At 42.5% G+C, this 12,447-nt stretch carries 11 protein-coding genes; 7 read left to right on the top strand and 4 right to left on the bottom strand.

Translation table 11 applies throughout. The annotated features are described in order from the left end of the window. Positions 1-23: 23 nt before the first annotated feature. The 3 genes from NG55_RS09915 to NG55_RS09905 are packed head-to-tail and all read left to right on the top strand — an operon-like array spanning position 24 to position 3,378. Positions 24-1,430 (top strand): amino acid permease, encoded by a 1,407-nt coding sequence (locus tag NG55_RS09915; protein ID WP_065343158.1) that lies wholly within the window; start codon positions 24-26, stop codon positions 1,428-1,430. Positions 1,431-1,437: 7 nt separating this feature from the next. Beyond that, positions 1,438-2,193, top strand: coding sequence for an alpha/beta hydrolase (locus tag NG55_RS09910; RefSeq protein ID WP_065343157.1), 756 nt, complete (start codon positions 1,438-1,440; stop codon positions 2,191-2,193). Positions 2,194-2,217: 24 nt separating this feature from the next. Then, positions 2,218-3,378, top strand: coding sequence for a porin (locus NG55_RS09905; protein ID WP_065343156.1), 1,161 nt, complete (start codon positions 2,218-2,220; stop codon positions 3,376-3,378). A 339-nt stretch (positions 3,379-3,717) separates the two neighbouring features. Here NG55_RS09905 and NG55_RS09900 read toward each other — a convergent pair whose 3' ends face one another. Beyond that, positions 3,718-4,560, bottom strand: coding sequence for an OXA-286 family carbapenem-hydrolyzing class D beta-lactamase OXA-671 (locus NG55_RS09900; RefSeq protein WP_081401608.1), 843 nt, complete (start codon positions 4,558-4,560; stop codon positions 3,718-3,720). 726 nt (positions 4,561-5,286) lie between these two features. On the opposite strand from NG55_RS09900, the gene omp33-36 reads away from it, so the two are divergent. Beyond that, positions 5,287-6,186 (top strand): porin Omp33-36, encoded by a 900-nt coding sequence (gene omp33-36 / locus NG55_RS09895; RefSeq protein WP_016542660.1) that lies wholly within the window; start codon positions 5,287-5,289, stop codon positions 6,184-6,186. Between the two features lie 119 nt (positions 6,187-6,305). On the opposite strand, the gene NG55_RS09890 is transcribed toward omp33-36, so the two are convergent. Next, positions 6,306-6,956: a response regulator gene (locus tag NG55_RS09890; protein WP_016542659.1), complete on the bottom strand. Its 651-nt coding sequence runs from the start codon at positions 6,954-6,956 to the stop codon at positions 6,306-6,308. Positions 6,957-7,305: 349 nt separating this feature from the next. Here NG55_RS09890 and msuE point away from each other — a divergent pair, with 349 nt between their 5' ends. Beyond that, positions 7,306-8,046, top strand: coding sequence for an FMN reductase (gene msuE, locus NG55_RS09885; RefSeq protein WP_016542658.1), 741 nt, complete (start codon positions 7,306-7,308; stop codon positions 8,044-8,046). Positions 8,047-8,070: 24 nt separating this feature from the next. After that, the gene (sfnG, locus tag NG55_RS09880; protein WP_065343155.1) at positions 8,071-9,177 is read left to right on the top strand and encodes a dimethylsulfone monooxygenase SfnG; all 1,107 of its coding nucleotides are present in this window, start codon (positions 8,071-8,073) and stop codon (positions 9,175-9,177) included. 77 nt (positions 9,178-9,254) lie between these two features. On the opposite strand, the gene NG55_RS09875 is transcribed toward sfnG, so the two are convergent. Next, positions 9,255-9,668 (bottom strand): winged helix-turn-helix transcriptional regulator, encoded by a 414-nt coding sequence (locus tag NG55_RS09875; protein WP_016542656.1) that lies wholly within the window; start codon positions 9,666-9,668, stop codon positions 9,255-9,257. A gap of 104 nt (positions 9,669-9,772) precedes the next feature. Between NG55_RS09875 and NG55_RS09870 the strand changes: the two genes are divergently transcribed. Continuing rightward, positions 9,773-10,315, top strand: a complete 543-nt coding sequence (locus NG55_RS09870; protein ID WP_065343154.1) for a cysteine hydrolase family protein — start codon at positions 9,773-9,775, stop codon at positions 10,313-10,315. A gap of 58 nt (positions 10,316-10,373) precedes the next feature. On the opposite strand, the gene acs is transcribed toward NG55_RS09870, so the two are convergent. After that, positions 10,374-12,317: an acetate--CoA ligase gene (gene acs / locus NG55_RS09865; protein ID WP_065343153.1), complete on the bottom strand. Its 1,944-nt coding sequence runs from the start codon at positions 12,315-12,317 to the stop codon at positions 10,374-10,376. Positions 12,318-12,447: the final 130 nt, after the last annotated feature.

The raw sequence follows: 12,447 nt of genomic DNA, 5'->3' as shown, positions 1-12,447 counted from the left end.
GAGCTGATGGCTAGGAGAGGCCAATGAATAATTTTGATAAGATTCAAGCACGTGAAGCAGGATTACATAAAAAATTATCCGCTAAACAGATGGCAATGATTGCCATTGGTGGTGCGATTGGAACTGGGCTGTTTATGGGGAGCAAATTTGCGATTAGCTTTGCTGGCCCTGCTGTCATTTTGAGTTATGCCATTGGTGGGCTGATTGCCTTTGCGCTAATGGCATGTCTCGCCGAAATGACAGTGCAACACCCGACTTCAGGCTCATTTGGGGCCTATGCTGAACATTATATCAGCCCCTTGGCGGGTTTCTTGGTACGCTACAGTTATTGGGCCTGTATCGTACTGGCGGTTGGAACAGAGATCACCGCCGTCGCAGACTATATGAAAATGTGGTTTCCCGATCTGCCCGCATGGATCTGGATCGTGTTTTTTTCAGGTACTCTGCTTGCAGTGAATGCTTATAGCGTCAAAGCATTTGGACTGGTGGAATACTGGTTTTCCACCATTAAAATCTTTGCCATTATCGTGTTTATTCTGTTAGCAATCGGCATTTTGACTCAAAACTCTCAGCAAAGTCATCATGTGCTGACTAATCTGACTGGACACGGTGGCTTCTTTCCCAATGGATTCAGTGGCGTCTGGATTGGGGTGATTATTTCTATTTTCAGTTATTTAAGTATTGAAATGATTGCTGTCGCTGCAGGTGAAGCATCGAACCCAGAAAAAGCGGTCAAATACGCCTTTAAAAGTACCGCACTGCGTCTGATTTTATTCTATTTACTGTCCCTGTCTTTAATCGTAGCACTGGTTCCATGGACAGAACTGATTGGCAAAGATGCCAGTAGTCCCTTTGTGACCGTGATGAAAATTGTCGGGATTCCATATGCTGATAGCATTCTCAATTTCATCGTAATTGTCGCCGCCCTCTCTGCCATGAATAGCATGCTGTACATTGCAACCCGAATGTTATTTAGCTTGTCACGGGCAGGCGATGCACCTCAAATTTTCGGTAAAATCCGCCCCAATGGCGTGCCCATCAATGCGCTGTTTTTATCCGCCATGGGGATTGCTGTTGCCAGCGTGGTGTATACCATCAATCCTGAATCAGCTTTCCCCATCATGATTGCCTTATCCATGTTCGGCGCATTATTTACTTGGGGCAGCATCTTTGTGACCCATATCTGCTTTAGACGGCATATGGCGAAAAATGGTATTGGATTAAAATACAAAATTCCAGCAAGTCAGTTCATTTCACTGTTTGGTTTATTCAGTATTCTGAGCATTACCCTCACCACGTGGTTCACTGCCGAATTTAAATCTACGCTACAGTTTGGCATTCCCTTTATTCTGCTGTTAATCGTTTTTTATATGCTAAAACGCAGCTCGGCAAAGCTCGATTTAAGCACAAACACCGAAGCTTCTGAGTAAACACGCCATGAAGCTTTATGATAATTCTCGAACGGTTGCAAATGAGCAAGCTATTCTGATGGAGTTTCAACAGCGTAGTCGGTTGAGCTATCAGCAACACCCCTGTATTCAGAATATTGCTTATGCTGAGACGGTTCGATCCTGCTTAGATCTCTTTCCTTTAGCACAGGCACGCAAAACTGTCGTGTTTGTGCATGGTGGCTATTGGCAATGGTGCAATAAATCCGATTTTGCCTTTATTGCCACTGATGTGCTTGCAAATAATATGCAATGTGTCTTGCTTGAATATGACTTGGCTCCGCAACGCAACATGGGCGAAATCGTCCAGCAAATCCAACAAGCACTTGATTTTATCCAACAACAAGCATGGAGCACTCAAGAGATGATGTTGGTTGGGCATTCTGCGGGGGCTCATTTATCTGCATTAATGCTCACCCATCCTGCTGTAAGTGAAGCCGTTTTATTGAGTGGCATTTATGATCTCGCACCCATTCAGCAGACCCATTTAAATACAGCATTGAATCTTTCTGAACAGGAGATTCGACAATATAGTCCCATCCTACTTGAGACCGCTGTCCAAAAGCCCTATGCCATTTTCTGTGGTGCGCAAGAGCTCGATGAATTGATCAGGCAAAGTCAGTCGTATTTTCATCGAAGGAAAGCCATCGACCCAGACTTTGTCTCCTTCCAGTTACTGGATAACACGCATCATTACAACATCTTAGATGAATATTTTCATCGGAGATTAACCGCTCACCCTTAAATCTATACATGGACGTATGTAAAAATGGTTAAGTTCAAACTTCAATACCATCGGGTTTTTATTGCCCTGAGTTTTGCACTCTGCTCTTCGGCATTTGCACAGATTGAATTGATCAATCAGGATCAGATTTTCACTGCGCAGGACAACTTTAAACTGAGCAGTGCTGGCAGTCTCCGACTGCAAGCCCTGAATTTCGATCAGTATCAGCCATCCAATGCAGCACAGAAATATCGTCGCAATGGCTATAGCTCAACCAGCAGGATCTATCTCAATAGCGACTATAAAATCAATGATGATCTACATTTGATTACGGGTTATCAAAATTTTATTAATCCAGCCAAAATTTTAGATTGGGATGGGCATTATCAAAGCAATGATGAGCGTCTGACCACAGAACAAGCCTATGCGGGAATCTCGAGCCATCGCTATGGCACTTTAAAATATGGAAAAATTTATAGTCTGTATTACGATGTGGTGGGAGCCAAAACCGATCTTTGGGACTACAGCACATTGGCACAACCGCAAACGTGGAGCCCTTTTGCTTATTTCGATGGGACTCAAGCAGCCCGTCAGACTTTAAGATATGAGAAAAAAACAGAAAATATTGATTTTTATGCGGCTTATTTATTTGAAGATCACACCAGTCTGAATCAGCTCCGTTATCAACGCAAATCTGGTCAAGAAGCCGCTGTCGATATTCACTTAAATAAAAACTTAAACTGGGCAATTTCATGGAAACACAACAAAGCTCAGCTGCAATCTGATCATGCAACATCTAAGCTCTCTCAAGATATGCTTGCGTCTGCCCTGTTCTATTTTGATGGGACATGGATGCTCAGTACTGGTGTTGGCTGGTATAAAAATCTATTGCCTAACTTTGATGCACTGGATCAGACCACCGCCCAATCTGTTGAAAACCTGTTAGACACTGAAGCGTATGGGCTTGAATATTATGCAGGCTATCATATCGACCTTGGCCATCATGGCATGCAATACATACAGCCTTATCTGATGGGGAATTATTTAAAATATCGGAGCGGCTACGATTTCTCTCGACGCGATCATGGCATTGGCGTGGCAATCCGTTTCAATCATGGTGTTGGCTTTGACTACGAGCACCTGTATACCCAAGACAGCAACCATACGCCTGACATGCATTTATTTCGCTTACGTTACGAGTGGTAATCACGAAATTTAATTCATTCAATGGGCAAAACGTTTTGAATCTCATTGCACATCAGCAGTGCTCTAAACGTTTTGCCGCTAAACTTCTAGTTTAAATAATATCAATCATATTTCACTTGGGTTCAGCGCAGGTTTTCAATCTTGAACCTACTTTAAAATCGAAAAATTCTATTCCAAACATATAAATTATCAATTTCACAAATCACCTTCCAAAGCACATAATTTAAACATACAGAGATTACAGAATTTTACCCCTAACCCTCTAGGATGTTTTCTCCCCCAAGTTAAACATCCTTTCTCAGCCCAGCTTTCCCCAAAAGCTGGGTCTTTTTTGAGTATTTAAGTGGCTAACAATCCCAACTGTTGCAAGGCTTGATACACAATCGCTTTACGTGCATCTGCATGTTCAGGCTGGCTCATTTGCATATTCAGTGAGAATGCAATGACCTTACCATTTGGCTGTTCAATCCACCCCGTCCACCAACCCACTTGCGGGCTGACATCCATTCCCCAACCGCTTTTGGCATAGATTTTGGTATCCTGGATCTGATCCACCAATAACATCGCTTTGACTTGTTGCTGTGTCGGCTGATCAAAGGGTAATTTCTGTTTTGCTAATGCATAGGCAAAACGAACTTCCTCTACGGGAGTAATTTTTAAGGGACCAACTAACCAGAAATTATCCACTTGCGTCCCAATATTTTTATTACCATAACCTACACGCTTCACTTCACGGGTCATCAGTTCTAAACCAATCCGTCTTGCCAACTCTTGATAAACGGGTACCGCCGATGCCTGCATCGCTTCAGCTAAGGTTAAATCTTTTTCCCAGCTACTAAATGCTCGCTTTTTTCCATCCCATTTAAACACTTCATTTGGTGCAGTCTTATGATGTTGTATCCCGATCAAAGCATTCAACATTTTAAAGGTTGAGGCGGGAATATAACGCTGCTCTGCACGATCAAGCGCATTGCCATAGCTTTGAATTTTCTTGCCGTCATAAATCACCAAAACACCACTGGTTTGAGCGCTCTGGAATAAACTTGAGATCTGCTGCTGATCATTTTTTTCTGTCGTGAGCTGTTGCTTTTGTTGGCTTAAACTTTGACAAGCAGCCATAGGAATTGCAAAAAAGATGGCTGTAAAAAGCGTCAGACATTTTAATTTTTTCGACATGATCATAAAGCTGGAAAAGTAGAATAATCTGTCACTATAAGTGTTTTATCGTCATTGTTCTGTAGTGTTATTTTCATCAATAATGTGTAAAAAACAAATAAAAAAAAGCTCAGCCTTGGGGAAAGCCGAGCTAGTAAAACGATGATGTAAAACATCAAAAAACTCAAAAGAAAATGTTATGAGATATTTAAATGCAAATTAGATATCTCTTGCTATGTATTATGTGAATTAGCTCTCAGAAAGTAAAGTTGATTAAATAGATCGGGTTTATCGTTACAATCGATTTTGTTAATTGATCATTAAAAGTTCGATTTTTATGTGATTTTTAGTTTATATTAACTGAGAATGAATATCATGATTTTGCAAAGTTCATCGCAGAAAAACTCAAAAACCAGATTAAATCTCACACTTTTAGCTGCATGTTTATGACAATAATAAGAATCTTTTGAGCGAAAAAAACGATTAATAAGATCGAATAAACCAATCAAAATAGTGATACATGACATTCTGATTACTTGCTTGATATTGTCAAAAAATAAACTTATCTATTTGTTTGATATGTATTTTATAAATGGTTGACACGATTTATTTTAATCGCTCATTTTTCACACACTAGCTGATCAGCATTTGTTCGTTTATCGGAAGCCCAAATTTATTACATTGACTTCATACTTTGTTACAATACAATGACTCCAACTTTACTCTTTAATTGTTTTAAAGCTGGAAATCATTATGAAAAAACTCGGTTTAGCCACTGCTTTAGTTTTAGCCATGACCGGTGCTCACGCATACCAATTCGAAGTTCAAGGTCAATCTGAATTCATCGAAGCTAAAGACTTAAATGACAAAGACTTTACAGGTGCTGCTCAAGGTACTTACTACTTTAAAAATGTAGATGCATCTAAAGGTCCTTTAGCTGAAGCTGCGTTCTTAAACCAAGCTTCTAATGTATCTGTAGCTTACAGCTTTGCAAAATTAAGCGGTGACGAAGTTGCAACTGTTAAGAACAACTCTTTCGGTGCAAAAGGTGAAGCTTACCTTCCAACACCTTACTTACCAGTATATACAAGCGCTTCTTATAGCCACTCTCAGACTAAGTCTGAAGGCGAAAAAGACAATGGCGACCGTTTTGCATTAGAAGTAGGTACAATGCTTACTCCTAACTTCTTAGTTGCTGTTGGTTATACAAACATCGCTGACCAATTTGCTTTAGACGCAAATAGCGTTCTTTCAAATGGTATTGCTAAATCAGTAGCTCAACCATTAGTTATTGGTGAAGACCAAGATGCGATTACTGCACGTACTAAATACGTAGGTAACATCGACGGTACAAACATGGCTGTAGGTTTTGAAGCTGGTCTTGTTTACGGTGACTTCCAAGCATACGAATTGAAAACTGACGTATATGTAACGCCTAAGTTAAGCGTTGGTGCGTCATATGCAGAAGCTAACTTCAGCTCAAACCCATTAAATGAAGACAACTTCTCTCCAATCAAATCTGCTTGGGGCGCGAATGTCAACTACTTCATCACTCCAGCAATTGCTGTAGGTGCAACATATGTAAACGCGAATGCAGTACATGCAAACGTAGATACACAAACTGTTGGCTTAAACGCGAAGTTCCGTTTCTAATATTGGATTTAGGTTCTATACAGAACATCTAATTCATAGCAAAAAACCAGTTCTTATGAACTGGTTTTTTGTTTTTCGATCTGATTAAGCGAAGACATTCAATCCCTCAGTTTTAAACCTTACATCTTCTTATCTTCAATATTTAAGGCACTAATCGCCAAGACAGCTTGGGTGCGATTTTGTACGCCTAGTTTACGGAAAATCGCAGTCACATGCGCTTTAATCGTCGCTTCTGATACCTCTAACTCATAGGCAATTTGTTTATTCAACAGGCCTTCTGCCACCATCATCAACACACGGAACTGCTGAGGGGTGAGCGATTGTAAACGTTCGGCTAAAGCCGTCTCATCTGCCGCACGCGGATCAAAGCCCGCATGGGTTGGTAAGTTCGGTGGTAACCAGATCTCGCCTTCTAACACCTGCTTAATCGCTTCACCGATATGGCTTGGATGAGAAGATTTTGGAATATAGCCCATTGCACCATGCGCAATCGCACGTTGAATAATTGAAACTTCTTCATGTGCTGAGACCACAATAATCGGAATTGCGGGATATTGTGCGCGCACATACACCAAGGCAGAAAAACCGGATGCACCTGGAAGATTTAAGTCCAGCAACACCAGATCAGGCTCTGAGCCATGCTCTAAACGTGCATAAAACTCATCAACATCAGCTGTTTCCTGAATCTGCGCCTGTGGCAAACTATAACGAACCGCTTGAATCAAAGCATGTCTAAATAAAGGATGGTCGTCTACAATTAAAATATTCATAAGCGCTTAAGCTATCTGCAAGTACGTCACTGTACGATGTTTATTTAAATTCAATCCGCTTAAGCCTATTTTCAATTCAAGGCTAGGTCAAGCACAAGACAGGATTTATTTCCTTTTCGCGCAAAATAAATCAAATATTGATATAACTTCATTAAAATGTTCTGTAAATAAAATAGATTCAAAAATCTTGAATAGAAACAGAAAATTAACCACCTGAAATTTGATATTTATTGTGATTTATCGACATATCTTTAAAAAAGATAAGCTTGCAGCATTTCCTTATTTTACAGCTTGGCCTGCGGTGTAGATAAATAAATAGCAATTCGAAATGATCTTTTAGGCCGTTATTATGTCCAATCGCAATACTCTCACAACTCCTCTCAATATTGTCGCTGTATCAGGTGGTTTAAACAGCCCATCAAAAACTGAAAGTTTGGTTCAGGCGATTCTGGATGAACTTTCAGAAGCGATCGATATCAAAGTCCATTTCGTTAAACTCAGTGAAATCGGGCCATTATTGGGTGGAGCCATTTACCGCAATCAATTGCCACAACGCGTACAAGATGATCTCGCAGCGGTAGAAGCAGCAGATGCACTGATTGTCGGCACCCCAGTTTATCGTGCTTCGTTTACAGGTTTATTTAAACACTTCTTCGATTTTGTTGAACAGACGGCTTTGGTCGATGTACCCGTTTTACTGGCAGCCTCAGGTGGCAGTGACCGTCATGCGCTGGTATTAGAACATCAATTACGCCCTTTATTTAGCTTTTTCCAAGCACAAACCTTACCGATTGGGGTCTATGCCACTGACCGTGACTTTACGCCTGAATATACGGTCAAAAGCGAGCAATTATCAGATCGCGTGACCCTCGCCGTGGCACGTGCCTTACCGATTTTAGAGTGGGCACCAGCCAAAGGCCAACGTGCAGCGGCAATCAAAACCAAAACTGAACAAGCCAATCAAAATCTCGGCATCAATAAACAGATTGAACAGGCAGAGGTACTCCCATCTGCTGCGGTACCGAATCTGGATGCAGCTGAATCTCGCTTACACCCCAAGTCAGCCAAGAATCTTACTCACGTGGCATAAGCATATTGAATGGAGGATACAACGATGACAACAACAGCATCCGCAATTAAATTTGCCTACTGGGTTCCGAATGTGAGTGGCGGTCTCGTTGTAAGCAACATTGAACAACGTACCGACTGGAGCTATGACTATAACGTGCGTCTCGCACAGGCAGCCGAACGCAGTGGCTTTGAATATGCCCTCACCCAAATCCGTTTTACCGCGGGCTATGGCGCAGACAACCAACATGAATCGGTCAGTTTCAGTCATGCCCTCTTGGCAAAAACTGAAAAACTGCGGGTGATTGCCGCTATTCTGCCCGGCCCTTGGAAGCCTGCGTTGGCCGCCAAACAACTGGCCACGATTGACTATCTCACCCAAGGCCGTATCGCCATTAATGTCGTCAGTGGTTGGTTCCGCGGCGAATTTGATGCGATTGGTGAACCTTGGCCTGAACATGATGAACGTTATGTCCGTTCAGAAGAATTTATCCGCACCCTAAAAGGGGTATGGAGCACTGACAATTACAGCTTTGATGGCAAATACTACCAATTTCAGAATTACACGCTTAAACCAAAGCCGCTGCAAAAACCTTATATCGAAGTGTTTCAAGGCGGTAGTTCACGTGCCGCACGTGATATGGCTGCGCGTGTATCGGACTGGTATTTTACCAATGGCAATAGCGTTGAAGAAATCAAAAAGCAGGTTGATGATGTGCGCAGCAAAGCCAAGTTAGCCAATCGACAGGTCAAAATTGGCGTCAATGCTTTTATTATTGCTCGTGATACTGAGGCGGAAGCCAAAGCAGTCCTGAATGAAATCATTGCTCAAGCCAACGTCGAAGCAGTGAATGCCTTCGGTGATGCGACTCGTGAAGCAGGTGCAGCAGCGCCTGAACGTGAGGGAAATTGGGCAAAATCGACCTTTGACGATCTGGTTCAATATAACGACGGTTTTAAAACCAATCTGATTGGCACACCGCAGCAAATTGCGGAACGCATTCTTGCTTTAAAAAATGTCGGGGTAGATCTTGTTCTTTCAGGCTTTCTGCATTTCATTGAGGAGGTGGAATATTTTGGAGAAAAAGTTTTACCGCTGGTCCGTCAACTTGAACAACAACAGGAACATCATCTCGCAGCAAAATCAGCGTAGTTTTCAGCGTTAAATAAAAAGAATAACAAAACAAATGGCAGATACTCCCCCAAGGCTCGGCTTGGGGCTTTTTTATTTTAATGGGTCTCAATTTCACGCATGACGGTTTCAACCGAATAACGGCACCACTGCGACAGCTGTTCAATAAATTCATTTAATTGTGGCGGGTTAAAGTGGCTCACGATCATATAGCAGGCATTGCCAAGAATTTTAAAACACTCATCCACTTGCTCATATTGTTTAACCAAACGCTCAACCTCAATAAAAGCTTGCTGATCATTCATAAACAATTGGATGAATTGTTGATGTTCATACTTTATCGCGATGGTGTAATTTTTGATAATGCCTGCATCCATTAACTGTGCAATACGAGCACCCACTGCCTGCCCAGTACGATGCACGCGCTGTCCAATTTCTTTATGGCTTAAACGTGAGTCTTGCTTCAGCAATTCAATAATTTTTAAGTCGATGGGATCAAGTTCAATATTCATTTTTCATTACGAAAGAAAACCAGCAACAATGCTTTCACCTGAATATAGCCGATTTCTCTGTTTCACCCTATGCTTGTTTTATCTTAATCTTGGAACTAAACATAATGAAACAGGCCCTACTAATTATTGATGTGCAAAATGATTATTTTAAAAATGGCAAAATGGAATTGGTCAATCCAGAGCTTGCTCTGCAATATACCAACCAATTAGAAGATCATTTTATCCAAAACAATTTACCGATTATTTATATTCAACATATTAATCCAGCTTCAGCCAGTTTCTTTCAGGAAAATACCGTCGGTGTTGAATTACATCCACAACTGAAAGTGACCGAGAACTCAATCATTGTTGAAAAACATTTTCCCAATAGCTTTCTAGAAACCAATCTTCAAGCGTTGTTACAGCAGCATCAAGTTGAGCAGTTAGTGATAACTGGCATGATGACCCATGTCTGTATTGATTCGGGTACACGTGCAGCCAAAGAACTCGGCTATCAACCTATTGTGATTGCAGATGCCACTGCAACCCGTGATCTCGAACATGCGGGTAAAACCGTCAAAGCCGCAGATGTGCAAACGGCGTTCTTATCTGCACTGGGTTTCTTCGCCACTGTACAAAACACGGCAGATTTTTTGGCGCACAATTAAATAATACAGATAAAAAAAGAGCGTTCCATCGAACGCTCTTTTCACATTTGCATCGGGTTTATCGGTTTGGATAAACCGTGGCAATCAAATGTTCAACCACAGCAGGTTCAGCCAACGTTGAGGTATCCCCCAAAGTATCCAATTCATTTGCCGCGATCTTTCTTAGGATACGGCGCATGATTTTACCTGAACGGGTTTTGGGTAATGCAGGCGCCCAATGCAGTGCATCTGGGGTGGCCACAGGCCCAAGCACTTTACGCACCCAATTGACCAATTCCTTACGTAGCTCCTCAGACTCAGCCACATCAGCTTGTAAAGTGACAAAAGTACAAATGCCTTGACCCTTAATCTCATGCGGCATGCCGACCACCGCAGCCTCAGCCACGGCCTCATGTGCCACCAATGCACTCTCAATTTCAGCCGTCCCTAGACGATGACCAGATACATTGAGTACATCATCGACACGTCCAGTAATCCAGTAATAGCCATCTGCATCTCGGCGTGCGCCATCACCAGTGAAATAACTGCCTTTAAAGGTCGAGAAATAGGCTTCAATAAAGCGTTCTGGATCGCCCCAAATGGTTCGCATTTGACCTGGCCATGAATCTTTAATCACCAGATTACCTTCGGTTGCACCTTCAAGCTCATTGCCCTCAGCATCGACCAAGGCGGGTTGTACCCCGAAAAATGGACGTGTCGCGGAACCTGGTTTTAAGGCGGTTGCACCCGGCAATGGGGAAATTAAAATACCGCCAGTTTCAGTTTGCCACCATGTATCGACAATTGGACAGCGACCTTCACCCACCACTTCGTGATACCAGTTCCATGCCTCTGGGTTGATCGGTTCACCGACCGAACCCAGTAGGCGTAAACTACTGCGATCACTTTCACGCACATAGGCATCGCCTTCACGCATCATGGCACGAATCGCAGTCGGCGCCGTATATAGAATGGTAATGTTGTGCTTATCAATTACATGACCGATACGTGCCCAAGTTGGGTATTGTGGAATCCCTTCAAACATCACGGTGGTGGTGGCATTACTCAACGGACCGTAAAGTAAATAACTATGCCCTGTAATCCAACCTACATCGGCGGTACACCAATACACATCATCTTCGCGTAGATCAAAGACTTCTCTAAAGGTGGTATTCACATAGACCAGATAACCACCTGTGGTATGCAATACACCTTTCGGTTTACCTGTTGAACCAGAAGTGTACAGAATAAAGAGTGGATCTTCGGCTTTCATTGGTTCTGGTGGACAGTGCTCATCCACTTCCATGATGGCAAGGTGATACCAAATATCACGCTCAGCATTGAACTGAATCGGATTACCTGTACGATGCACCACAATGACATTTTGGACACTATCCGTTCCATCAATTGCTAAAGCAGCATCGACATTTTCTTTGAGTGGCAGTAACTTGCCACCACGCATCCCCGCATCTGCGGTAATCACTAATTTCGCTTGGCTGTCTTCAATACGGCTGGCCAATGAGTCTGGCGAGAAGCCACCAAACACCACACAATGCACTGCACCGATACGTGCGCAGGCCAGCATGGCTATTGCCGCTTCAGGCACCATTGGCATATACAGCACCACACGGTCGCCTTTACCAATACCTTGCTTCTTTAACACATTGGCAAAACGGCAGACTTCATCATGCAGTTCAGAGAATGAGATGATTTTATGACGTGAGGGGTGGTCACCCTCCCAGATAATGGCAGGCTTTAATGGATTATCTTTAAGATGACGATCTAAACAGTTGGCTGAAACATTCAACTCACCATCTGCAAACCATTCGATTTTGAAATTGTCTTGCTGGAAACTGGTATTCTTAACCTGTGTGAATGGCTTGATCCATTCAATCTTGTTGGCTTCTTCTGCCCAAAAAGCATCAGGCTGCTCAATCGAATGCTGGTAACGTTTGAAATAGTCTGCTTCAGAGATTCTGGCCGTTTCTTTGAATTTATCAGGCACTGGGTAGATTTCTTTCATAGCTCACTTCCTTGGTTTTTTATCTTATACCTTAGATGTTCTCATCTATTGCTCGGGTATGCTTTGTTCTCTCTCGCAGTATGGGCACCATTTACAAGCGCAAACAATGCGGCTTTGGTCGTAGAAATGT

Source organism: Acinetobacter gyllenbergii (genome assembly GCF_001682515.1).
Taxonomy (GTDB): domain Bacteria; phylum Pseudomonadota; class Gammaproteobacteria; order Pseudomonadales; family Moraxellaceae; genus Acinetobacter; species Acinetobacter gyllenbergii.
This window is presented reverse-complemented; position numbering and strand designations above follow the sequence as displayed.